We start from the raw sequence: 23,816 nt of genomic DNA, 5'->3' as shown, positions 1-23,816 counted from the left end.
GAAGCATGGCAAACGAAATTTCAGAACATCACGCAAAAACGTTAGCTCAAATTGTCGAGCAGTCATCACACTGGAAGTTACAACCGGAAAAGAAACCACCATTCCACTCTCCGGAACAAGCCAACGAGTATGTGTCCACCCACAATGAACCGCTGTATTTACGGGTTCCGGTGGCCGGTGAAGACGACCACCTGCTGGTAAAAGTTACCTCCAGTAACGAAGATTTGGTATTCAGCACGGTGAGTTTCGAAACCCCGGCTTCTACACGGGTCCATTATTCCCACGTCAAGCTCATTCAGGGTAACGTGACTGAGATGTTGAATGACTGCCTACCCGATGGAAAGAAAGTGGCGTCTTTTTGATAAAGCGCTGCGCCTTTTTTGGTAAACAGACAGATAACAGCGTTGCGGCTTAAGCGCTGTTATCTCTTTTCATCACCAAATTATTTTATAGTAAAGTAATTGTATAATATCGCGCCCCAGGTAAACACTGCCAGCATCAGGGCAACAAAGACGGCGGCAGAACCAATATCTTTTGCTTTCGCAATCAGCACATGAATTTCTGTACTTACCCGGTCGGCCAGTGACTCTATCGCTGTATTTAACAATTCGGCAATGAGCACAATTACCAACGATGCAACCAGCAGAATGCGTTCAGCCAGACTCACCTCCAGTACTAGTGCTATCGGAATAAGTATCAGCATTACTGCCAGCTCCTGGCGTACTGCGCCTTCACTCTTAAACGCTGCAATAAGCCCCTTTACCGAATAGATAGTTGCAAAGTAAAGCCGGACGAAACCGGTATTTTTTGTTTTCATAGTCGCCGATGTTGATTTTTTCTCTAAGCCTAAGCGATGCGTGTTACAAAACTATAAAAATCGCTTGCCAATTTTAATAATGAGGAGCTCTCTCGAAGGCGACCCGTTATTTATTACATCCCCCCTGTGCAATTATTGCACACAACCGGCATGCCCCGGATGGTGGAGGGTCGCTAAAGGTAGCCACTGGCGCCAATTATGAAGAGTCGCATGTAAGGAGCTATTCTTGCATAGGTTTACCGTGTTTAGGCATATCAACGTATAGGAGATACATTATGTTTGTAGAAAGCATTAAGACGCCAGGCGTGGCGCACCTCTCTTATGTAGTAGGAAGCGACGGGGAAGCCTGTGTTATCGATCCTCAGCTGGATATTGATAAATATCTTTCCATAGCTAAACAGAATGAATGTCGCATTTCCACAGTTATTGAAACTCACCGTAATGAAGACTTTATTTCAGGCGCACTGGCGCTTAAAAACAGGATAGGCGTAGACGTTTATCACGGGCCGAATGCCGATGAGCCCGTACAATATGCCGATACCGTAAACGACGGTGACACCCTCGAGATTGGCGCCTGCAAGCTCGACATTTTAACCACGCCCGGGCATACCAAAGACAGTATCTGTATTCTGCTTACCGATACCAAGACTGACAACACGCCAGTGGGCGTGTTTACCGGCGATACCCTGTTCGTGAGCGATGTGGGTCGCACAGACTTTTATCCCGATGAAATGGAGAAGATGGCAGGTGAACTGTACGATAGCCTGCAAAAGCTAAGTGAACTGGGTGAGCGGGTTATTGTATACCCTGCTCATGGTGCAGGTTCTGTTTGCGGCGGGGGTATGGCTGACCGTGAATTTACCACTATTGGCATCGAAAAGCAGAGCAATCCGCTATTCAGAGAATCGGACAAAGATGCCTTCATCAATACGAAAGTAAACGAAAGTCACTACATCGCGCCCTACTTTAGCAAAATGGAAGAAGCCAATGTTAAAGGAGCAGATAACCCACTGCGCGATGGTATGTGTATGCAGTTAAGCCCAGACCAAACCAAACAATGGTTAGATCCTGACTCACGCCCGGGTACCTTAATTGATATTCGTTCCCACGCGGCCTTTCGGGAAAAACATGTCCCGGGCAGTCTGAATCTGGCTGGCGGTCTCATCAGTGCCTATGGTGGTTGGCTACTTGATTATGACTCGCCGCTCGCGTTTGTGGCCGACAGCGCACAGCAGGCCAACGAGGCAGCCGCACAGCTCCATCGTATGGGCTTCACTACTGTAGAGGGCTACACCAGTGCAATACCCTTTCCTGCCTCACAAAATGAGCTGGAAGCATCAACCGTGGGAGTCGTCACGGCCGAGACCGTCGCCGAACGGCTGCAAACCCCACCTGATAACTGGGTGCTACTGGATGTGAGAAAACAGGATGAAGTTGAATCCACGCCCTTTCCTGGCGCCCTGCATATCTACCTTGGTCATCTGAAAGAAAAACAAGGTGAGATGAACCCTGACATTCATTACACCTGTATGTGTGGCAGCGGGAAGCGTGCCACGGTGGCAGCCAGTTATCTGAAAAGTATCGGCTGTAAGAACGTCTCGGTGTTCATCGGGTCGCTTAAAGCCTGGCAATAAACGCCGCTATAAAAAGGGAGGCCGCAATGGCCTCCCTTTTTTTAGTAACATACCCTTTGCAGTATCACACTACCCAGTTCAACGATTGTGCTTGTTCATACGCATACGCCGGAATATCTGTTTCGATAAAATGATGATGTAACAGCATCACGCCCAATGCATGATTAAGAATGGCGTCGATTTGCACCTTTTCACTGACATCGGTGTGCGAGGATTCCTGCTTGCTCACCAGCGTTTCCAGATAATCAGCATCCAACAGGCCTGCCTTTTCCACTTTTTCCCTGCTGGCATACTGGTTTAGCAAGGCTTTTAGTTTTTGCCATTTTGCATCATCGGTATGTGCTGGCGGAGCCATAAAGGCAAATTTCTCACGTTTGTAAAGGGTCTCCGGCAATAAACCTTTCATTGCCTCACGCAGAACGTATTTTTCTTTACTGCCGCGAATACGCATTTCTGGAGGTATATTCGCCGCAAATTCGGCCAGCTTGTGGTCAAGAAAAGGTGGCCGGGCCTCCATTGAGTTCGCCATATCTACCCGGTCCCCGCCCCAGGTGAGGATCTGGCCTTCCAGCATGGTTTTAATCCAGACATACTGAGCCTTGTCCAGCGGGTGACGTTCACTGAGGTAACTGTCATCGAGCTTGGCAGCGATGGCATTGCCTGGCTCATAACCTTGCAGATTTTCCCGGTGGGACGGATGGATCAGTTGTTTCGCATGCTCGCTACAACCCAGCCAGGGCTGCAAACAGCTCGGGGTAAAGCCGACCTTGCTGTTTAATTCCTCTGAGACATATTCGTCTTTCGCCAGCATCGCCCCTTTAAATAACGCATTAGAAGTTTCCAGCGATTTACGCCATTCGCTTGCCTGGGACGCATCCAGCCCTTCCATGCCGTGCAGAAACATATCCTGGCGAAAGGCCGGGTATCCGGCAAACAGCTCATCAGAACCCTCGCCGGTCAACACTACCTTGTATTTCACATGACGAACCCGCTGGCTCATCATCAGTTTAGCCACAGCCAGGGTGTTATAGATCGTCCGTTCTGTGTGCCAGATTGTGCGGGAAAAGTTGTTATACAATAAGTCAGCATTCAGCTGCAGTACTTCCTGATCTGCATTGACCGATTCCGCCATTTCCCTGGCTATATCAGACTCATCGTAGTCGGCGTTATCAAAACTGATGGTAAACGCTTTTAGCGGTTCCTGCTCAATGCCCGACGCCAGCCCTAAAATAGCGCATGAATCGATACCACCGGAGAGATAACAGCCTACCGGCACATCGGCATTCAGCCGGACCTGTACTGCATCAATTAATTCCCGGCGCACGCCTTCAATATAATAATCTTCGGTGTGTTCTTCCCGGGTGCCGATTACCGGAAAGTCCATATCCCAGTATTTGTGGGTTTCAATATGAAATTCGCCGTCTTTACGGGTAATTTTGAGCATATGACCCGGCTCGACCTGCTGGATCCCCTTAAAGGCCGTGGTGCCGGGAACCATCACCTGAATCAGCTGGTGAAACAGCCCTTCCGAATCTAGCTCAGGTTTTACATCCGGATGTGCCAGGAGCACTTTCACTTCCGAACCATAAATAATTGCATCGTCTGTCTGGGTCCAATACAAGGGTTTGATACCAAACCGATCCCGCACCAGATACAACGTATCTTCCATTTCGTCATACAGAGAAAAAGCAAACTCACCACGCAGGCGGGTTAATGTGACGTTCATACCAAACCGACGAAACAACGTGGGTAACACTTCCGAGTCGCTTTTACTGGTGAAATCCACGCCCGCCGCCATTAGATCCGTCCGGATCCGCTGGAAGTCGTAGAACTCACCATTATGCACACACATGGTCTGCCCACCGTCGAGCCAGAAAGGCTGGCGGCCCCGGTTCTCGTCCAAATCAATAATAGATAACCGCGCGTGGCTCATGCCAATGCCCATGTCCGCTGGATTACAGTATCCGTAACTATCCGGACCGCGGTGGTTCATAATGGCCGCCATATTGACCAGGGTCTGTGATTCAATGGCAGTATCAGGTGTCGCAGCAAAAATACCAGCTATTCCACACATAAATTCATATCTCCCTTGAATTAAACAATATCGAGAACGCGCTCCACTCTGCGAACCAGACAGGTTAACAGCGCTTGCCGCAAGAAAACCGCGCCTCTGGCCTGGGCGAAATACCAGTTGTGAGGGGTGTTATCCAGACTGGTACACAGTTCTGCACCGCGGGCAAGCGGATGCAGTACAATGGCGTCTTTCTTCAGTGGTGACTGGCTGTCGATATGAAACTGCTTACCGTATTGATTGAAGGAATTGCCCTCCCAGGCGATTGCATTGATATACACCACGTCAGAGTCTGGTAGCACCTCGTCGAGGTTATCACTGGTCTGCACCTCCAAACCGGCCTCCAGCATTTGCTGAAGCTGATCATCGGCAAACATCTCATCACGGCTTTTATCGTTAACGATAGTGACCCTGCCAAAACAGTCTGCAAACGACACTACCAGTTTTAACAGACTTCGCACTGTCCGCATTTTGGAAGGAAGCCCGACAATACATATGTTAATTTTTTCCGCGCCCGGGTTGGTAATGAGCTCAGGTTTCCACTTGAAAATAGTGTATAGATCGGCCAGCGCCTGAGTGGGATGCTCATCTGTACCGTTGCCGGCATTAATGATGGGTATACGCAGCGCGCCCATCATTTCCCGGACAGAGTTTGCGTTTGTATCCCGCAATACCACACAGTCGCCATAGTTATTAAACATCTCTCCCACGTCGGCCAGGCTTTCACCTTTCGCAATGCCTGTGGTTGAGCGATCGGTAATTGACATTATATCGCCCCCCAAACGATGCCAGGCACTCTCAAAAGACAGCCGCGTACGGGTACTGGGCTCGTAAAACGCGGAAATAAGAATTTGCCCCTGCAGAGAAGTGCTGAAACGATCGGGGTTGGCTTCGTATTTGGCGGCGAGGCGGAACAACTGTAACAAACTTTCACGATCGAACTGATCTGCTGAATAGATGTGCTTGTTAGTCATTTTGCTTAAGTGGTCACCATCTTCCTGGATAGCCCGCAGAAGCGATTTAGGATGGGCGCTGCCGTAGACATCGGGGCGTTCCCTTTCAAACCTGACCACAGCATCCAATTCTGCTTTCACCATAATTTTTTACCTTTTATGTCGCGTATCAGCCAGTACAACAACAGCAGTGGGCTGATACAGCTCGCGCACAAACAGACATAAACCAGAATTGTCAGCGCCGATTCGCTTATCGTCATCCTTTCTCCTCCAGTTCATGCCACTGAAAATAATCCTTACTCTGCATTATGCCTATGCGGCAACACACTAATGACACACCACAGGAGATAATGGCGGCCACATAAAAACCGATAGCAAAATACCCAATCAGGCCACAGGTGGTGCCGGCCACCATAGCCAGACCCGCCCATCTGCCGGTCAGTTTTGGCTGATACAGCCCGAATACAATCGGCCAGATGGTGGATGCAACAAACGCCCCCGTAAAATTGAGCAGCGCGCCCAGCGTCGCCAGCTTAAATGCGGCGATACACCAGGTACCGATACCAAGCCCGATGACAATGTAACGGTTAGCCCGCAATAAAGTGTCGGAGCTGGCGTCCGGTACGAATAGCTTTTTAACGATATCCTGGGTAAGTAGATCAGAAGTGGCTGCAAGAAGAGAGTCCATGCTGGACGCTAATGCTGAAAATACAATGACAAAGATAAATACCGCCCCGATACTACCCAGCAATTTAGCCGCCACCATAGGCCCGACCATATCTGCACTGGGCGGCACTAAGTTCAGGGAACTGGCTGCCAGCGCTATAAACCCGGTGACCACAGGAATCGGTAACCACAGTAGCCCGGCGGTCAGATACGATTTCTTTCCGATTCCCGGCCCGAAGGCAAAGGCCCTGGACCACCACACATTCGAGTGAAATATTTCGCCGATACCAAAAAAGATATTATTGAAGAAAAACATAATGGCGGCGGGAAACAACAGGTTAAGTAATTCCGGTTGTTCGCGGGTAAGTGTGGTGTGCATGGTGTCAAAGCCCACCGTGTCTATACACACCCAGGCAACAATCACCACGCCGGTAATAATCACGATACTCTGCACAAAGTCGGTGGCGATAACGGCTTTGAGCCCCCCTAACAGGGTGTATCCTACACAAATCACTAGGATAGCGGTCATACCCGTAAGATAACTGAGATCGCTCAACGAGGAGAGCAACAGGCCACCGGCCATTCCCAGACTGACGAGCCACCCGAATGCATAGCACAGCGAAATAATAATAAACATGGCCCAGGCAAACCTGCCGTACCGCTGATAGATAAAGTCACCGCTGGTAAATCCATTCGGTAGCAACTGACGGATACGTTGTGCCAGAGGGGCAAACAGAATAAGACCCAGAGCGGCCATGCTGTACCCCAGCATACCCCATACGCCAAACTGGTAAGTCAGTTGCGGGGCGACTAAGGTGGTGTTGCTGGTAATCCAGGTGGCCATGGCCGTCGCGGTTGCCATCGCAAAGCCCACGCTGCGACCAGCTAAAGCGTAATCTTCAATAGTGCGATTGTTGCGCCCCAGATACCAACCCCAGCCTACCCAGGCCAGTCCGAACAGCACTAAGATAACCAGTGCAGTTTCACGTCCCAGCATAAAGTCAGTCATCCCTGCCCCCCTTCATCAGCGCTACCAGCAAATAAACAAACATGATCAGGCCCAACGTGAATAAGCCGAAGGCACTGGTTAAAGAATAATGGCTTACATGAAGTGAGAGGATCTGTGTTTGGGAGTCAGAGCTGGATAAAATGAAGCGGTATTGTCCGTCAGACAGACCGGTTATCACCCAGTTCTGCCCGTTCACCACCGGATGCCGGCTTAGCGTATCTCCGCTGACGGAATTGATTCGCAGCGTTTGATACCGGGCATAGCCCTCCTTCCAGGGAACAACAATGGTGCCATCCTGGCTGGTTCGCTTTTCGATGTTTGCCGCAGTGACCGGAGCACAACCGGCAAAAACCAGTAAGCTCGCAAGTATGATTTTAACGGCAATGTCTGGCACCACGTGCCAGCGATAACGCGACAAAATGAGTGTCCTTTTCTCCAGTGCAAATCTAGCCTACTAATTATTTGCACTATAATCAAAGTCATTCTACTGTGAACAAATATTGTCCATTCATTTCGAAATAACCCGCCTCATTTAATGCGTAACATTAGGAAATTTTCATTATGTCCACGCTAGCTATCAACCTTGAAAGACTCAAATCTGACTTACTCTCGCTGTTTGAAATAGGCTACAACCCAGAAACCAAAGGTGTAACCCGTTTAGGCTTTACGGAGGCTGACACGAGAGCAAAACAATGGCTTAAAGAAAGGTTTGAACACGAAGGGTTTTGGTCATATATCGATCAGGCAGGCAATGTGGTGGGCAGAGCAAAAGCAGAACAGCCTTCTCAAGTAGTTGCTACCGGGTCGCATATTGACTCTGTCATTAGCGGCGGTATGTTTGACGGCACCCTGGGCGTGCTGGCCGGTCTGGAAGTATTAAGGGTGCTGCGTGACCACGATATTACGCCGGCTACACCGGTTGAGGTGTATGCGTTCTCAGAAGAAGAAGGTCGCTTTGGTGGCATGATGGGTGTGCAGGCATTAATTGGTGAACTTACCCCAGACTGGCTGATGTCGGCACATGATGTGAACGGCGTAAAGTTACAGGACGAGATGCGTGCCTGTGGACTGGACCCTATGCGCGCGCTGGAGGCCCGGGTCGATCCTGGCTATTTCAAAAGCTATATAGAATTACATATTGAGCAAGGGCCGGTACTGGACACCATCAGAAAACCCATTGGCGTCGTCGAGTCCATTTCCGGCGTGTATAAATGGATAGTTAGACTAATTGGAAAATCTAATCATGCCGGCACCGCGCCGATGAATATGCGCAGTGACGCGTTCATGGGCCTGGCGAATTTTGCCAACGAAATTCCCCGTATCATTGCCGAAGAAGGCTCCGATAAAAGTCGTTTAACGGTGGGGAAAGTCGACCTCAAACCTGGCCACGCTCACACCGTGCCAGGCGAGGTTGAGTTCACTCTGGTGGGACGTGATACTGACTGCGACGTGATGCAAGCCCTGGCCGACAGTTGTCGCAAAGTGTTATCTGCTATTGCCCGAAAGCACAATTTGATGTTCGAGTTTGAACAGATGAGCTGGCTGGAACCCCAACCAATGTCCGACACGATAATCAAGCTTATTGCCGAACAGGCAACCAGGCTGGATCTCCCTCATGAACACATGCCAAGTGGCGCCGGACACGACGCCCAACATATGGCGAAGGTTACCCAGGCAGGGATGATTTTTGTGCCCAGTGTAAATGGGATCAGTCATGCGCCTGATGAGTGGACCCACTGGCAGGATATAGAAAAAGGGGCCAACGTGTTGTTGCACAGCCTGCACAAGCTGGCCACTGAGTAGTTTCGGTCTCTGAGAAAAAGCTGCCTGTTCAGCGTCAGGCAGAGAACATCTTATACTTTTACCGCCAATACGTCGGTTTTGACACCGTGTAAAACTGCGTTCGCTGTGGAGCCCAGCAGCAGCTGCATACCGCTTTGACCGTGTGTGCCTATTACAATTAAGTCGGCCTGTACACTTTCGGCGGTGCGATGGATCTGGTCGGCCGGCGAGCCTATAGCAACATGGATCTGCTCTGACGGAATGCTGTGCTTTTCTGCTACTTCCTGTAACCGCGCTCTGGCATGCTGTTGAATATCCGTGGAGTAGTCCCGCTCCAGAAACAAGCCATAAGGCTCAAAGTTGGTTTGTGGATAGGTGACATAGAGCAAATGTACTGCTGATGACGAAGAGGCCATCTTCATTGCTCTGTTTATTACCGGCTCATGCTCTGCGTACACGTCCAGTGCCACCAGAATGGTGTCGTAATCACTCATCTTGCCTCTCCACATTTCAAGACCTGCCGCTTCACACAAATATTGACGCCGTAAGTAAAGTGGCTCTATAACAGTAGTGTAGAACAACTTTATTCAATTAGGCATAAACATGAAAAAGCAATTGTTACTGGCAGTCTGCACGAGCGTTGGTCTTACTGCATGTGGTTTCGGGCCCGAATCTCCCCGTGGTTTCAGCCTGCCTGAAGGTGATGCGCAGGCGGGTAAAGCGCTCTTCGCGGAGTACCGCTGCACCGACTGTCATACGGTAGAAGGCATAACCGTTCCGGCTGATCATAATTACGTAATGCCTAAACCGGTCTCGCTGGGAGGCAGTAGCAGCCGGGTAACCACTTACGGAGAACTGGTCACCAGTGTCATCAACCCGTCACACAAGTTAAGCCGTCGCTACCCCGTTAGCCAGACTACAGAAGGCGGCAAAAGCCGTATGCGCGATATGAATGACATCATGACAGTGGCCGACCTGATCGATATCGTGGCATTCCTGCAGCCTAAATACGAAGTCGTCCCCTACCGCACCACCGAGTACCGCCTCTACGAGTTACGTAATACACAAAGAGAAGCCAAAGACTAAGTCACTGACTCCGCTTTTTCTTCCATGTCGGTGAGTTCACTGTAAGGCATAAAACTCTCGGCGCTGGCTTCCTGTACATGTATTTTGAAGTCTTGCGGGATTTCGTCACCAAGGAAGCTGCCTTTCTTGATAATAGGGAAAATTTCGTCATAGCGCTTCACACATGCCTGATCCACACGCCGGAAGATGTGGGTACGGTTGAGTGATTCCGGTGAGGTATGCCCCGTAGAGGACAGAATATCCATCAAAGCGTGAATAGTTTTATGGTGAAAGCAGTACACCCTTTCATACTTATCGGTGATATCAAGCCCACGCACCAGACTGGGATCCTGCGTGGCAACTCCAGTTGGACAGCGGTTAGTGTTGCACGATAATGACTGCACGCAGCCCAAAGCCAGCATCATACCTCGCGCACTGTTACAAATATCGGCGCCCAGGCTCAGGTTTTTCACTATCTGAAATGCGGTAATGATTTTACCCGCTGCAATGATCTTTATGTGCTGACGCAAATCAAAGCCCACCAGGCAGTCATCAACAAACGCCAGTGCTTCACGCAACGGGCTACCAATTGAATTTGTGTACTCCAGTGGTGCGGCGCCGGTGCCGCCTTCGCCTCCGTCCACCGTGATAAAATCAGGCATCACACCGGTTTTCTGCATCGCTTTACAGATAGCCACAAACTCACTTTTTCTGCCCAGCGCCAGCTTAATCCCCACCGGCTTGCCCTCACTTAACTCCCTTAGCTGGCTGATAAAGTCCATTAGCTCCAGCGGTGTAGAAAAAGCCGGATGGCGGGCGGGGGAATCGACCTGAGTGTGCGGCTCAACACCGCGGATATCAGCAATTTCCGGTGTATTCTTATACGCCGGAAGAATGCCCCCGTGTCCGGGTTTCGCGCCCTGAGAAAGTTTTATCTCAATCATTTTAACACTGGGCAGGCGGGATTTTTCTTTAAACAAATCAGCGTCGAAGTTACCGTCCACTGTGCGGCAACCAAAATAAGCAGTCCCAATCTGCCAGACCAAATCACCGCCGTGTTCCAGGTGGTACGGGGTGAGGCCGCCCTCACCTGTATTATGCGAGAATCCCCCCTTTTTCGCTCCTTTGTTCAGTGCCAGAATGGCGTTTTTGGAAAGACTACCAAAGCTCATTGCAGATATATTCAATAAACTTGAACTGTAAGGTTGCTTGCAGGCAGGCCCGCCAATTGTCACCCGCGGGTTTTCTTCCATATCTTCAACCTGCCTGGCTGACAATGAGTGTCCAATCCATTCGTACCCGTCTGAATACGTGTCTATCTGAGTGCCAAACGGCACGGTTTCTCGGCTGTTCTTGGACCGCTGATATACAATTGCCCGGAACATCCGGGATATAGGCGTGCCGCCGGTGTCCGATTCAATCAGATATTGCTGAACATAGGGGCGCAGTCCTTCAATGGTCCAGCGCATCCGGCCAATAAGGGGAAAATTTCGTAGAATGGCATGTTGCTGTTGAAAGGCATCGTAAATGGCAAAGCCCAACAAGGTGGCGGTCAATAGAATAAACCACCAGGCGGGTGGCCAATAAAATCCGAGGGCCACATTTATGGCCAGTGTAGCAAACAGAAAAATTAGAATGGTAAGTCGCATTGGCACTCCCTGCACAGCAATGGGATGCATTGCTGTATGGTCGGTTCCCACAAAAAGATCATATTCCAGGCGGAATAAAGCAATTATTCCAGTGGAATAATCTTCAACTACTAAGAATAATCACAGGGTAAATTGTGTAGACTGTTCACTGCCTGACAGCGCTCTTTTTGTGGTTCATGAGACTTATTTAGTGGCCAAAAGGCACAGGAAAGGCAAATAAACCCCAAAACATAATACTCCTAACTCACTGATAATGAATTAAATAATAGTTACGCGTAACCCTTATTCGCTCATGTTTTATGCGCCCAATCTAAAAAAACAATTAAACCAGGGGAATCACTGCATAACCGCTTACTTTTGTGTGTGTAGGGTGGAATACCCTCTGTGAAATGACGGGGATGGGTATAATACCGGGCAATAATAACTGGTGACAGTGAGTGCGCCTGCCTACGCGCCAGAAAGCGTTTTTCTCACGCCTGGCATGCCCCCGATATAGCCGGGCGAGTAGTTAGGGTCATATGGTGATTATATAAATGTAGGAGACCAGAACAATTGCATACCCTGCCCTATACATACATTGAGTTTCAGGTATTTACGGCATTTACTTCCCGCCCCATATATAGCAAGCTTACCTCGGCAACACGTTCGCTCCTTTAAGTTTCCAGGGAACACCTACTTACATGGAATACGCTTTTCTTCTTTTCGCTTTTATTTGTGGTTTAGCTGTCAAACTGGTTGGCATTCCGCCCTTGGTGGGGTATCTGGTTGCCGGGTTTGTACTCAATATGTTCGGCTTTGAATCGAACAGTACATTACAGTCTATTGCCGACCTTGGCATTACTATCATGCTGTTTACCATTGGCCTGAAGCTGAATATCCGCGATCTCAGCCGACGGGAGGTCTGGGCAGGCAGCATAACCCATACACTAGTGTGGATAGCAGTTATTGCCGGTGCATTGTACGGCGCAGCCGCACTTATTTCTGCAACCACCTCGGCAATAGACTGGCAAAGTGCAGCGCTTATTGCCTTTGCCCTGAGCTTCAGCAGTACAGTGTGTGTGGTCAAAGTGCTGGAAGAAAGCGGTGAAATGAAAACCCGCCACGGTCGCCTCGCGATAGGCATCCTGGTAATGCAGGATATTTTCGCCGTGATATTCCTGGTTGCAGCCACCGGTAAGTTACCAAGTATATGGGCGTTTGGCCTGTTAGCTATTCCGCCCCTGGTACCGGTTTTTTACAAAGTGCTGAATCAATCGGGCCACGGCGAGTTATTGCCCCTGACCGGCTTCATTCTGGCCCTTGGTGGCTATCATGTATTTGAGCTGGTAAATATCAAAGGCGATTTAGGCGCGCTTATTTTCGGTATCCTGATGGCCAGGCACGCCAAAGCCACAGAGCTGGCCAAGTCGTTGATGAGCTTCAAAGACCTGTTCCTCATTGGTTTTTTCCTCAGCATTGGCCTGATGGCGATGCCAGACATGCAGATGATTTTACTGGCGCTACTGTTCTGCCTGTTACTACCCGCCAAGGCCCTCTTATTCTTTGGTTTGTTCACCCGTCTACGCCTGCGGGCACGAACTGCCTACCTCACCAGCCTGGTGCTCACAAATTACAGTGAATTTGGTCTTATAGTCGGTGCGTTGTCGGTCTCATTGGGCTTACTGGCAGAATCCTGGCTGGTGGTGATTGCATTAGCGGTCTCGATATCGTTTGTATTTACCAGTATTTTGTATCGTTCATCCCATAGTCAGTATCACCGCATGAAATCGTCAATTAAGCGCTACGAGCGCTCTCGGCGCCTTAAAGACGACGTTTACCCCGTAATCGACAACGCTGAGTTTCTGGTGGTGGGCATGGGCCGGGTTGGTTCAGGCGCCTTCCAGTCTCTTTCTAAGCTGGTGGACAGTAAAGTCTGGGGCCTGGACGCTGATCGCACGAAAGTAAATCACCTAAAACACGATGGTTGGAACGTGGTTGTGGGCGACGGTGAAGACGTTGATCTGTGGGACAATCTGGATATTAGCCAGGTACGTCTGGTGCTGTTGGCCTTGCCGTCTATAGAAGATGCTATCAACATCACTCGTCAGCTACGTAATGCAGGTTATCAGGGCAAGGTGGCTGCCATCGCCCGTTATGAAGATGAAGTGGACTATTTACTGACGCATGGCGTAGACAAAGTATTCAATTTCTTCACTGAAGCCGGCCTTGGCTTTGCTGAGGAAAGCCTGGCTTTCGTTGAGAGTTCTCCCTCACCTACGCAGGCAGCATCGTAGCGCTCGACTACGAATACAAACAAAGGTTACAGTGAGAACTATTATCGTTAGTATGCCTTTGTTTTCTATAGTATTTTTTGACAAGGCGACAAGTTTAAACTAAACTTTCGTCATCATTTTTCAACAGGACGCATTATGAAAGGCAACAAACAGGTAGTCGCTAAGCTGAATGACGTTCTCACGTGTGAGCTGACGTCAATTAATCAGTACTTCCTGCACGCCCGGATGTTCAAAAACTGGGGCTTACAGGAGCTCAACGAGAAGAACTACAAAAAATCCATTAAAGACATGAAACAAGCGGACGACTTGATTGAGCGCATCTTGTTTCTTGAAGGCTTACCGAATCTGCAGGCGCTGGGCAAACTTTATATTGGTGAAGACACCGAAGAAATGCTGGCCTGCGATACTAAATTTCAGAATGAACAACTGCCCCTGCTCCGCGAAGCGATAGCGCTGTGTGAGGAGAAGCAAGATTATGTCAGCCGGGATTTACTGGAAGACATTCTTGAATACGAAGAAGAACATCTGGACTGGCTGGAAACGCAGGAATATCAAATAGAAAATATGGGCATTGAAAATTATCTGCAGACGCAAGTAATGGGAGATGACAAATGAAAGGCAATCAGAAAATAATTGACGGGTTAAACTCCCTGCTAGCGTTCGAGCTGGCTGCGATGGATCAGTACTTCATCCATTCACAAATGTACCTCGACTGGGGTCTGCACAAATTATATGAACGTATTGATCATGAGTTCGACGATGAACGTGGTCACGCAACCAAACTCATCGAACGCATGCTATTCCTGGAAGGCACGCCGGACATGGTGCAGCGCACCGGTCTGAAGATTGGCGCGGACGTACCCGAAATGCTGGAAAGCGACCTGCGTGTAGAGTATGAAGTTGATGCTAAATTACGTGAGGTCATTGCCCTGTGTGAACAGGAAAAAGACTATGTCACCCGGGACATGCTGATTACGCTGTTAGATGACACCGAGATGGACCACGCGTACTGGCTGGAACAGCAGCTAGGTTTAATCAAACGTATAGGTTTGCCTAACTACTTACAATCTCAGATGTAATCACGATGTAGTAAAGTACAATAAGGCCGGCTCTGTCCGGCCTTTTATATTTACCAGCATTTTCCAGCGCATGACCGGCTCAGAACAACTTCCCAGCATAAACCAGCCCGACCAGCTATTTTCAGACTCATTTTCTACTAATACCGGAATTTGCCCCATATACATATTTTCGCCTTCTATCCACACGCTTTGCAGGCTGATATGACTGGGTAAGGTAAAGGCCACCGTAACCGACTCTTCGGTTGCCACCGGAGTAATAAATTCTGCTCGCGCCGGCTTCCCGGCTATCTGAAAATCACAACGTCCTTTGACAAATTCACAGTGGTTAGCCGGCTCCTGTATGACTCGTGTGGTCTTTCCCTGCATCCTCAGGTGGTCCTGAGCCAGATACACTACTATGATAAGTGCCAGAATACTGACCGGCGCAACACTTCTATGTAAAATTTTTGTTATCTTTTTGTTCATGTTTACAGCGGCTTTGTTAGCATTCGGTTTTTTAATAATCGGGCACGATCATACACGCACAGTTTGTGGTATCTTTTTGTATACAAAAACTTTATCATCCGCGTACCGACTGGCCTGGGGACAATAATTATTACTCTTTCCAGGCACGATGTGAACCCGCAATCTCGCAAATACCGTGACCTCACGGCAGTTGGAGACCCATTGTTCATTTGAAGTGGAAATTCATTAAAATGAGTGAAATAAGCCAAGCACAACCTGACTACAACTATAAAGTGGTCAGGCAATTTACCATCATGACCATTGTATGGGGAATCGTTGGTATGGGCCTGGGAGTGTTTATTGCTGCGCAACTATTCGCCCCGGCACTTAACTTCGACATCCCATATTTGACGTTTTCGCGTCTGCGTCCCCTGCACACTAACGCCGTAATATTCGCCTTCGGTGGCTGTGCACTGTTCGCCACCTCCTATTATATTGTCCAAAGAACCAGCCAGGTAAGGCTGTTCAGTGACAAACTGGCGGCCTTTACTTTTTGGGGCTGGCAGGCCGTTATCGTTCTGGCCATTATCACCTTACCTATGGGCCTGACCACAAGTAAGGAATATGCTGAACTTGAGTGGCCAATTGATATCCTGATCGCGCTGGTCTGGACTGCCTACGTGATCAACTTCTTTGGCACGCTGGTGATCCGCAAGGTCTCACACATCTATGTAGCAAACTGGTTCCTTGGCGCCTTCATGCTGACCGTACTGGTTCTGCATATTGGTAACAGCATGGCTATCCCGGTCGCTTTCGGCAAGTCTTATTCGCTGTACGCCGGTGCCGTAGATGCCATGATGCAGTGGTGGTACGGTCACAATGCCGTAGGGTTTTTCCTGACCGCTGGTTTCCTGGGCATGATGTACTACTTTGTACCCAAACAAGCAGGACGTCCGGTTTACTCATACCGTCTGTCTATTGTTCACTTCTGGGCACTGATTTCACTTTATATCTGGGCGGGTCCGCATCACCTGCACTACACAGCGCTGCCTGACTGGACACAGTCGCTGGGCATGGTGATGTCTATCATTCTGTTCGTTCCCTCCTGGGGCGGCATGATCAATGGTATTATGACGTTATCTGGTGCCTGGCATAAATTGCGCACCGACCCCGTTCTGCGCTTCCTGATTGTGTCGCTGTCTTTCTATGGCATGTCAACGTTTGAAGGCCCAATGATGGCTATCAAAACGGTAAACGCGCTTTCTCATTATACTGACTGGACTATCGGTCACGTGCATTCTGGTGCATTAGGCTGGGTTGCCATGGTCTCCATTGGCTCAATCTACCACCTAATCCCCATACTGTTCGGGCAACGTGCTATGTACAGCACCAGCCTGGTTAATGTGCACTTCTGGCTGGCGACTATTGGCGTGGTGCTTTACATCGTCGCGATGTGGATGTCTGGTGTTCTGCAAGGCCTGATGTGGCGTGCAGTGAATGCCGATGGCACCCTCACCTACAGCTTTGTTGAGTCGCTGGAAGCCTCTAAACCGTTCTATGTAGTGCGCTTCATTGGTGGTCTCTTTGTGGTGGCTGGCATGCTGATCATGGCTTACAACACCTACAAAACCGTACGCGCACCGAAAGGTAGCATTGCGGCTGACCCAGCAACACAGCCAGCGTAAGGAGCAGTAGAATGAAAAACGCACATGAGTTAATTGAAAAAAATGTTGGCCTGCTCACCGTACTGATTTTAGTTGCAATCAGTTTCGGTGCGCTGGTCCAGATTACCCCGCTGATGTTCCAGCAACAGGTAATGGAGCCGGTTAAAGATCTGCGCCCCTATACTGCGCTGGAACTCGAAGGCCGTGACATCTACATCCGTGAAGGCTGTGTAGGCTGTCACAGCCAGATGATTCGGCCATTCCGCGCCGAAACTGAGCGCTATGGCCACTACTCTGTTGCCGGCGAGTCGGTATGGGAGCATCCCTTCTTGTGGGGCTCAAAACGTACTGGCCCGGATCTGGCTCGCGTAGGTGGTCGTTACAGCGATGAGTGGCACCGTGTTCACCTGCTTAATCCACGTAACGTTGTTCCAGAGTCAAACATGCCTGGGTTCCCGTGGCTGGAAGAGAACACGCTGACAGGCGAGTTAACCGCTGAAAAGATGGAAGTATTCCGTGGTTTCGGCGTTCCGTACACCGACGAGGATATCGCCGGCGCTAAAGCGGCAGTTCAGGGCAAAACAGAAATGCAGGCTCTGATTGCTTACCTTCAATCTCTTGGCACACATCTGAAATAGTTATGGATCAGGGAATTGTAGGCAGCATATTTACTGTCATCGTCTTTGTCTGCTTTGCAGGTGTAGTGTGGTGGGCGTTCAGTAGTCGCAATAAAAAGCGGTTTGACGAAGCGGCCAACCTGCCCTTCGCAGACGAAGATAAGAAGAATCACGATAAGAGTAAGCGGGAGTCTTAAACTCATGACTATGTTTTGGACAATATGGATTTCAGTGATAACCCTCGGGTTAATCATTGGATGCTACTTCCTTTTACGTTGGTGTTTGGGTAACCACACTGGCGTAGCGGAAGGTGAATCAATGGGGCACGAATTTGATGGCATCGAGGAAATAAACAACCCGCTGCCAAAATGGTGGACCATCTTATTTTATATCACCATTGTATGGGGCGTTATTTACCTGGCACTTTACCCGGGTTTAGGTTCCTGGCAAGGGCTGTGGGGCTGGAAAAGTTCAAACCAGAACATTCAGTCACTGGAAGAGTCCCGTCAGGCACGCATTGACGCGAAAGAGCAAGGGTTAATTGTTGAGTATGACCGCGAACTGGATTTCGCCGCAGAAAAATTTGACCCTATCTTCGAAGCGTATGCTCAGGTGCCGGTGGAAGAATTAGCTAAAGATCCTGAAGCACTGAAAGTGGGACAGCGCCTGTTCCTGCAAAACTGTTCTCAGTGTCACGGTTCAGATGCCCGTGGTCAGGCTGGCGGCTTCCCTAACCTTACCGATGACGACTGGCTGTATGGCGGTTCTGGCGAGAAAATCAAAGAAACCCTTATGATGGGGCGTCAGGCGGCCATGCCAGCGTGGCTGGATGCCATGGGCGAGCAAGGCATTGATGAAGTAGTGGCGTACGTGTTAAGCCTGAGTGGCCGTGACGTAGATGCGGAACTGGCCGCAGCGGGCAAACCACGCTTCGCAGCCTGCGCTGCATGCCATGGTGCCGACGGCAAAGGCAATCAGGCTATGGGTGCACCTAACCTGACTGACAACATCTGGTTATATGGCGGTAGTAAGCGTGCGGTAACAGAAACGCTCTATTATGGCCGTAACGGTGTCATGCCTTCGTTCAAGAATACGCTGGGCGAAGACAAAATCCATGTGGTGGCGTCTTACGTGTACAGTTTGTCGAACTAATCGTTCTATGTTTTGCAAAAAGCCTCGTTATCACGAGGCTTTTTTTATGCGAAAATATCAGTTGTTATCCGTCTAATCCCGTAACCAATCCTTTTTCTTAGTGTGGTCTGCAGTACATGAATACGCCCTGGTATAAACAGTTTTGGCCCTGGTTTCTTATTTTTATTCCGTTAGCCTCCTTCACAATGGGGATGGTGTTGCTGAACCTGGCGACCAACACATCTGACAGCCTGGTGGTTGATGATTACTACAAGGAAGGTAAAGCCATTAACGCCAACCTTGATAAAGAGGAAGAAGCCCGGCGACGGAACATTACCAGCGACCTCGTTATCAACGACGGCGCAATTTCAGTGAAGTTTCACTCCGGTATCCCTCAGGATGGTCAGGCACTTAAGTTGGCCTTTTATCACACCACGTTAGAAGAACGTGATGTCACGGTAATGCTCAGCCGGGATGCAGGGGGCGTGTATCGTGGGTTTACCGAAAACTCATTGAACGGCAAGTGGCGGATCAGCCTTACCCCCGTTAACGAGGAGTGGAAAATCCTTAACGTGATCACCTTGCCTCAAACGGGTGAGATAACCTTTAACCCCTGATATGACAAGCCACGTTTGTTATCACTGTGGGCAGGCCAACGACCCTGTTCACTCCTACCAGGCCACTGTATTAGGCGAGCCGCGCACCCTTTGCTGTCCCGGCTGTCAGGCCGTAGCTACTGCCATAGTCGATAACGGTCTGGAAGACTATTACCGCTTTCGTACAGAGCCTGCGGTTCAGGGTGATGCCGACTTATCTGATGTACTGAAAACCATGGATGTGTACGACGATCCTGCACTTCAGGAAGAGTTTGTGTTTGAAGAAGGCAAACACAAACAGATCCAGCTCACCGTAGAGGGTATTACCTGTGCGGCTTGCGGATGGCTAATTGAAAAGCAGTTGGCCCGGGTTGATGGCATTGAGAAGGTCGCGGTTAACGTGCAGGCTCGCCGGGCAATGGTTACCTGGCATGATGACAAACTGTCGCTGAGTCATTTACTGAGTGCATTAAAGCGTATCGGCTACACGGCCATCCCCTTTCAGCCTGACCAGCATGAAGCCTCTTACAAAAAAGAACAGAAGTCGTTTCTTAAGAAGCTTGGCCTGGCGGGTTTGATGACCATGCAAGTTATGATGCTCATGGCCGGCCTGTATTTCGATTTATTTGGCAGTATCGACGAAGACACCCGACGTTATTTTCACTGGGTGGCTTTAGTGCTTACCACCCCGGTTGTACTCTACTCGGGCAGCATATTTTATCTGGGGGCCCTGAAAGCCCTGAGCGCACGTACCGTTAATATGGATGTGCCGGTCACACTGGCAATATTTGGTACCTATGGCGCCGGCCTGCAGGCCACCTTAACGGAATCTGGTGAAGTGTATTTCGAATCTATCTGCATGTTCATCTTCCTGCTGTTGCTCAGTCGCTTCCTGGAACACCGCAGCCGCCACCGGGCAGCAGAAATTTCAGCGAATATGACCCAGCACATTCCGGTGTCGGCCACCCTGTTACTTAGTGATGGCCAGTTGGACACCTGCCTGGCTAAAAAGTTAAACGTGGGTGACCGGGTGCTGATCAAACCTGGTGAAACCGTCCCCATAGATGGAGTGATTAGCGACGGCACCAGCAGCGTAGACGAATCCATGTTGTCGGGGGAATTTGTCCCGGTTCGCAAGCAGCCAGGTGATAAGGTGTTCGGGGGCACAGTCAATCAGGCCGGAACACTGACTGTCACCGTGACCAGCACCCTTAAACATGCGCTGGTCAATCAGATTATCCGCTTGCAGGCCGAAGCCATGGCCAGCAAGCCGCGCATTGCCCAGCTAGCCGACCGCTTCTCACGCTACTTTGTCTGCGCAGTATTGCTCATTTCTGCTGCCACTTTTACATTCTGGTGGTGGCAGCAAAACGAGGATGCTTTCTGGATCACCATCGCTGTACTGGTCGCTACCTGTCCTTGTGCTCTGGGATTGGCCACGCCCTCCGCACTGACCTGCGCAATGGCAAAACTGAATCGTCAGGGGATCCTGTTAAAACGAGCAGATGTCCTGGAGCAACTCAATGACATAGATACCGTAGCACTGGATAAAACCGGCACGCTTACGGTGGGTGAATTTGCGGTATCTAAGCAGTGGTTTTCCGACGCATTGCCTGTCGAACATATTTTGCAGCTTGCCGCTACGCTGGAATCCCGGTCTGAGCACCCCATAGCCCGGGCATTCTCCCGCCATGATCTTGCTGCAATCAGTGAATTTTCGGTCACACCTGGCGCAGGGATTAAAGGTAATGTTAACGGGGAGACCTATTTTATGGGTGCCCGGCACTTTTGCCCTCATTCTGTGCCTCACACAGGATTCGATGCCAACGTGTATCTGTTCACTCAACAGCAAGTCCTAGCCGCTTTCTTAGTGACCGACAGCCTGCGCGAAGACGCGGCGCAGACTTTACAGTACTTAAAGAGCCGTGCTTTGATTTTACTGAGCGGAGATGCGCAGAGTCATGTTGATACACTGGCCAGCGAGCTACCGCTTCAACAGGCTATCGGCGGGCTGTCACCTGAACAAAAATATCAGCACGTGCAAGCCCTGCAGCAACGTGGGCAGCGGGTGATGATGCTGGGTGACGGAATTAATGATGCACCGGTACTGGCCAGCGCCGATGTGTCAGTCGCCGTGGGCGGTGCCACCGACGTAGCCAAAACAGCTGCTGATATTGTTTTACTGGGCGATAAGCTACTGTCCCTCACCAGCCTGTTTGAGCTGGCCAGCCGGGCGCGGCGTAAAATTATTCAGAATATGGCGTGGGCAATCGGGTACAATGTCCTCATCCTGCCTTTCGCAGTCAGTGGCGTCCTGTCGCCTTGGATGGCAGTAGTAGGCATGTCATTAAGCAGTATTATTGTGGTCAGTAATTCAACCCGGTTACTCAGATAGGAGGCGGTTATGAGCATTATTTACGTCCTCATCCCGGTGGCGATTATCATTATTGCTGCCGCTATAGGGATATTTTTCTGGGCAGTAAAAAGTAACCAGTTTGAAGATCTCGACCGTCAGGGTTACAACATTTTATTCGATGACGACCTCCCGCCCGAAGAGAAAAAACTGGCCGAAGAGCGGAAAAAACTGCTGAATGACCGAGATTAGCCTGTTTTCCGCGTTGCTGATTGGCCTGGCCGGCGGGGTACACTGTATTGGCATGTGCGGCGGCGTGATCAGTGCGTTACGAGTGGTCACTCCGGCCGACACTAACCCCCTTCCCTATACCCTGAGCTATAACCTTGGCCGTATCAGCAGCTATACACTGGCGGGCGCGATCACCGGAGCGCTGGGGCAAATGTCCGCCACCTTACTGCCCGTGCTCGGGCCAGTGTTAGCCGTCCTGAGTGGCGTCATGCTGATCGCACTGGCCTGCTACCTGGGTCAGTGGTGGCTGGGCTTGCGCCATATTGAATCACTTGGACGTCATATCTGGAAACGCCTCCAGCCTCTTTCCCGTCGCTTTGTGCCGTTCAAATCACCCCTCGCTGCCTACCCATATGGTGCAATCTGGGGCTGGCTGCCCTGCGGGCTTGTTTACTCTACCCTCACTTGGTCACTGGCTTCAGGATCTGCCTTACAGGGTGCATTGATCATGTTTTGCTTTGGCCTGGGTACGCTGCCCACCTTGCTGGTTGCCAGTTATGGTGTGAAATGGCTGCTACAGGGTTTCCGGCATCCAATTTCACGGCAAGTTATCGCTGTCAGCTTGCTGGCGTACGCCGTGTACATGCTCTATCAGGCCGCTCATCATTTCGTCTGATCGCAAACGTCTACTTTGTACCACTTCCTGCATTCTGCCCATACCCGGGATGCAGGCTTGTCATGTCAGTTAAATTCATAAATTTCCCCCATTTTTTAGAATCAGGGTTTACACTTAACTAAGATGCGACAGTCTTGCACAGGGCCTTTAGGTCGGTGACATTGGTACGGAGACAACCCTATGATTAAGTACAATCACATACTTGCTGTTATCGAACCTGACAATGACAATCAACCCGCGCTTTCCCGGGCACTGGAAATTGCCAAAAAAACAGGCGCGACGGTAACCGCAATCATGGTGGTCTACGACTTCTCTTATGACATGACCACTATGCTCAGCCCTGATGAACGCGAAGCCATGCGTGATGCAGTTACCAAAGACAGGTCTGCCTGGCTGGCGGCACAGCTTAAAAATCAAGGCAACGAGGACATCGAAGTCGTAGTGGAATGGAATAACCGGGCTTTTGAAGCCATTATTCACTACGTGCTGGACAACGAAGTTAACCTGGTAGTGAAAGGCACAAAGCGGCATGATGATTTGGCCTCAGTCATATTTACGCCTACTGACTGGCACTTATTACGTAAATGCCCCTCCCCTGTGCTACTGGTAAAAGATCACGGCTGGCCGGTAGACGGTAATATTATTGCCGCCGTTAACGTGGGCACGGAAGACGACGAGCACGCCCAACTTAACGACAAGCTTACTCATATTGCCCGGGATTACGCCAATTTACTCAGTGGTCACGTGCATCTGGTAAATAGCTACCCTGGCACGCCGCTGAATATTGCCATTGAGGTGCCAGGCTTTGATCCTGACCGTTACAACCATTCGGTGCGCACCCACCACCTTGAAGAAATGCAATCGCACGCGAAAAAGCATGCCATCTCAATTGATCATTGTCATGTGAAAGAAGGTATGCCGGAAAAGGTGGTACCGCAAGTTGCCAGAGACATTGATGCGGAACTGGTAATAATTGGCACGGTGGGTCGTGTGGGGTTATCCGCGGCATTAATTGGTAATACCGCTGAGCACGTCATTGATGATCTTGATTGTGATGTCCTGGCCGTAAAGCCAGATGACTTTCAATGCCCGCTGCGTTAGGAAAA

24 protein-coding genes are annotated in these 23,816 nt (G+C 50.0%); 16 read left to right on the top strand and 8 right to left on the bottom strand.

The window, feature by feature from the left end; all coding sequences use genetic code 11:
- Positions 1 to 5: 5 nt before the first annotated feature.
- Complete coding sequence (locus tag OCL06_RS05975; RefSeq protein WP_262992824.1) at positions 6 to 362, top strand: hypothetical protein; 357 nt, start codon at positions 6 to 8, stop codon at positions 360 to 362.
- An 80-nt stretch (positions 363 to 442) separates the two neighbouring features.
- Here OCL06_RS05975 and OCL06_RS05970 read toward each other — a convergent pair whose 3' ends face one another.
- Positions 443 to 817 (bottom strand): diacylglycerol kinase, encoded by a 375-nt coding sequence (locus OCL06_RS05970; RefSeq protein WP_262992823.1) that lies wholly within the window; start codon positions 815 to 817, stop codon positions 443 to 445.
- A gap of 275 nt (positions 818 to 1,092) precedes the next feature.
- On the opposite strand from OCL06_RS05970, the gene OCL06_RS05965 reads away from it, so the two are divergent.
- A complete protein-coding gene (locus tag OCL06_RS05965; protein ID WP_262992822.1) occupies positions 1,093 to 2,451 on the top strand; it encodes an MBL fold metallo-hydrolase in 1,359 nt (452 codons plus the stop codon).
- A 64-nt stretch (positions 2,452 to 2,515) separates the two neighbouring features.
- Here OCL06_RS05965 and asnB read toward each other — a convergent pair whose 3' ends face one another.
- From asnB to OCL06_RS05945, 4 genes are all read right to left on the bottom strand, one after another.
- Positions 2,516 to 4,525, bottom strand: coding sequence for an asparagine synthase (glutamine-hydrolyzing) (asnB, locus tag OCL06_RS05960; protein ID WP_262992821.1), 2,010 nt, complete (start codon positions 4,523 to 4,525; stop codon positions 2,516 to 2,518).
- Positions 4,526 to 4,545: 20 nt separating this feature from the next.
- A complete protein-coding gene (locus OCL06_RS05955; protein ID WP_262992820.1) occupies positions 4,546 to 5,619 on the bottom strand; it encodes an aspartate/ornithine carbamoyltransferase family protein in 1,074 nt (357 codons plus the stop codon).
- 112 nt (positions 5,620 to 5,731) lie between these two features.
- Positions 5,732 to 7,150: a sodium:solute symporter family transporter gene (locus tag OCL06_RS05950; protein WP_262992819.1), complete on the bottom strand. Its 1,419-nt coding sequence runs from the start codon at positions 7,148 to 7,150 to the stop codon at positions 5,732 to 5,734.
- Positions 7,143 to 7,568: a hypothetical protein gene (locus OCL06_RS05945; protein WP_262992818.1), complete on the bottom strand. Its 426-nt coding sequence runs from the start codon at positions 7,566 to 7,568 to the stop codon at positions 7,143 to 7,145. The genes OCL06_RS05950 and OCL06_RS05945 overlap by 8 nt, the downstream gene beginning before the upstream one ends.
- Positions 7,569 to 7,711: 143 nt before the next feature.
- On the opposite strand from OCL06_RS05945, the gene OCL06_RS05940 reads away from it, so the two are divergent.
- Positions 7,712 to 8,953, top strand: a complete 1,242-nt coding sequence (locus OCL06_RS05940) for a Zn-dependent hydrolase (RefSeq protein ID WP_262992817.1) — start codon at positions 7,712 to 7,714, stop codon at positions 8,951 to 8,953.
- Positions 8,954 to 9,003: 50 nt separating this feature from the next.
- Here OCL06_RS05940 and OCL06_RS05935 read toward each other — a convergent pair whose 3' ends face one another.
- Positions 9,004 to 9,426: a universal stress protein gene (locus OCL06_RS05935; RefSeq protein ID WP_262992816.1), complete on the bottom strand. Its 423-nt coding sequence runs from the start codon at positions 9,424 to 9,426 to the stop codon at positions 9,004 to 9,006.
- Between the two features lie 109 nt (positions 9,427 to 9,535).
- Here OCL06_RS05935 and OCL06_RS05930 point away from each other — a divergent pair, with 109 nt between their 5' ends.
- A complete protein-coding gene (locus OCL06_RS05930; RefSeq protein WP_262992815.1) occupies positions 9,536 to 10,018 on the top strand; it encodes a c-type cytochrome in 483 nt (160 codons plus the stop codon).
- Here the strand turns inward: OCL06_RS05930 and OCL06_RS05925 are convergent.
- Positions 10,015 to 11,646 carry an FMN-binding glutamate synthase family protein gene (locus OCL06_RS05925; protein ID WP_262992814.1) on the bottom strand — a complete coding sequence of 544 codons (1,632 nt, stop codon included), beginning with the start codon at positions 11,644 to 11,646 and terminating at the stop codon, positions 10,015 to 10,017. The two genes, OCL06_RS05930 and OCL06_RS05925, sit on opposite strands and share 4 nt — an antisense overlap.
- 680 nt (positions 11,647 to 12,326) lie before the next feature.
- On the opposite strand from OCL06_RS05925, the gene OCL06_RS05920 reads away from it, so the two are divergent.
- The 3 genes from OCL06_RS05920 to bfr (OCL06_RS05910) all read left to right on the top strand — a co-directional run bounded on the left by OCL06_RS05920 (position 12,327) and on the right by bfr (OCL06_RS05910) (position 14,998).
- Positions 12,327 to 13,919, top strand: a complete 1,593-nt coding sequence (locus tag OCL06_RS05920; RefSeq protein ID WP_262992813.1) for a cation:proton antiporter domain-containing protein — start codon at positions 12,327 to 12,329, stop codon at positions 13,917 to 13,919.
- A 135-nt stretch (positions 13,920 to 14,054) separates the two neighbouring features.
- A complete protein-coding gene (gene bfr, locus OCL06_RS05915) occupies positions 14,055 to 14,534 on the top strand; it encodes a bacterioferritin (protein ID WP_262992812.1) in 480 nt (159 codons plus the stop codon).
- Positions 14,531 to 14,998 carry a bacterioferritin gene (gene bfr, locus OCL06_RS05910; RefSeq protein WP_262992811.1) on the top strand — a complete coding sequence of 156 codons (468 nt, stop codon included), beginning with the start codon at positions 14,531 to 14,533 and terminating at the stop codon, positions 14,996 to 14,998. Before bfr (OCL06_RS05915) ends, bfr (OCL06_RS05910) begins: the two co-directional genes overlap by 4 nt.
- Here bfr (OCL06_RS05910) and OCL06_RS05905 read toward each other — a convergent pair whose 3' ends face one another.
- Positions 14,999 to 15,463, bottom strand: coding sequence for a hypothetical protein (locus tag OCL06_RS05905; protein WP_262992810.1), 465 nt, complete (start codon positions 15,461 to 15,463; stop codon positions 14,999 to 15,001).
- A 230-nt stretch (positions 15,464 to 15,693) separates the two neighbouring features.
- Here OCL06_RS05905 and ccoN point away from each other — a divergent pair, with 230 nt between their 5' ends.
- The 9 genes from ccoN (at position 15,694) to uspE (ending at position 23,811) form a co-directional block, all read left to right on the top strand.
- Complete coding sequence (ccoN, locus tag OCL06_RS05900; RefSeq protein ID WP_262992809.1) at positions 15,694 to 17,127, top strand: cytochrome-c oxidase, cbb3-type subunit I; 1,434 nt, start codon at positions 15,694 to 15,696, stop codon at positions 17,125 to 17,127.
- Between the two features lie 11 nt (positions 17,128 to 17,138).
- The gene (gene ccoO / locus OCL06_RS05895) at positions 17,139 to 17,744 is read left to right on the top strand and encodes a cytochrome-c oxidase, cbb3-type subunit II (protein ID WP_262992808.1); all 606 of its coding nucleotides are present in this window, start codon (positions 17,139 to 17,141) and stop codon (positions 17,742 to 17,744) included.
- Between the two features lie 2 nt (positions 17,745 to 17,746).
- Complete coding sequence (locus OCL06_RS05890) at positions 17,747 to 17,920, top strand: cbb3-type cytochrome oxidase subunit 3 (protein WP_262992807.1); 174 nt, start codon at positions 17,747 to 17,749, stop codon at positions 17,918 to 17,920.
- A gap of 4 nt (positions 17,921 to 17,924) precedes the next feature.
- The gene (gene ccoP / locus OCL06_RS05885) at positions 17,925 to 18,875 is read left to right on the top strand and encodes a cytochrome-c oxidase, cbb3-type subunit III (protein WP_262992806.1); all 951 of its coding nucleotides are present in this window, start codon (positions 17,925 to 17,927) and stop codon (positions 18,873 to 18,875) included.
- A gap of 116 nt (positions 18,876 to 18,991) precedes the next feature.
- Positions 18,992 to 19,471: a FixH family protein gene (locus tag OCL06_RS05880; RefSeq protein WP_262992805.1), complete on the top strand. Its 480-nt coding sequence runs from the start codon at positions 18,992 to 18,994 to the stop codon at positions 19,469 to 19,471.
- A gap of 1 nt (position 19,472) precedes the next feature.
- Positions 19,473 to 21,845 (top strand): heavy metal translocating P-type ATPase, encoded by a 2,373-nt coding sequence (locus tag OCL06_RS05875; protein WP_262992804.1) that lies wholly within the window; start codon positions 19,473 to 19,475, stop codon positions 21,843 to 21,845.
- Positions 21,846 to 21,854: 9 nt separating this feature from the next.
- A complete protein-coding gene (gene ccoS, locus OCL06_RS05870; protein WP_262992803.1) occupies positions 21,855 to 22,055 on the top strand; it encodes a cbb3-type cytochrome oxidase assembly protein CcoS in 201 nt (66 codons plus the stop codon).
- Complete coding sequence (locus OCL06_RS05865; protein WP_262992802.1) at positions 22,042 to 22,710, top strand: sulfite exporter TauE/SafE family protein; 669 nt, start codon at positions 22,042 to 22,044, stop codon at positions 22,708 to 22,710. Before ccoS ends, OCL06_RS05865 begins: the two co-directional genes overlap by 14 nt.
- A gap of 180 nt (positions 22,711 to 22,890) precedes the next feature.
- Complete coding sequence (gene uspE / locus OCL06_RS05860) at positions 22,891 to 23,811, top strand: universal stress protein UspE (protein ID WP_262992801.1); 921 nt, start codon at positions 22,891 to 22,893, stop codon at positions 23,809 to 23,811.
- Positions 23,812 to 23,816 lie beyond the last annotated feature (5 nt).

Origin of the sequence: Alteromonas salexigens, assembly GCF_025628895.1 — a bacterium.
Classification (GTDB): domain Bacteria; phylum Pseudomonadota; class Gammaproteobacteria; order Enterobacterales; family Alteromonadaceae; genus Alteromonas; species Alteromonas salexigens.
The sequence above is the reverse complement of the archived record's forward strand: the minus strand, read 5'-3'. Positions and strand labels throughout refer to the sequence as shown.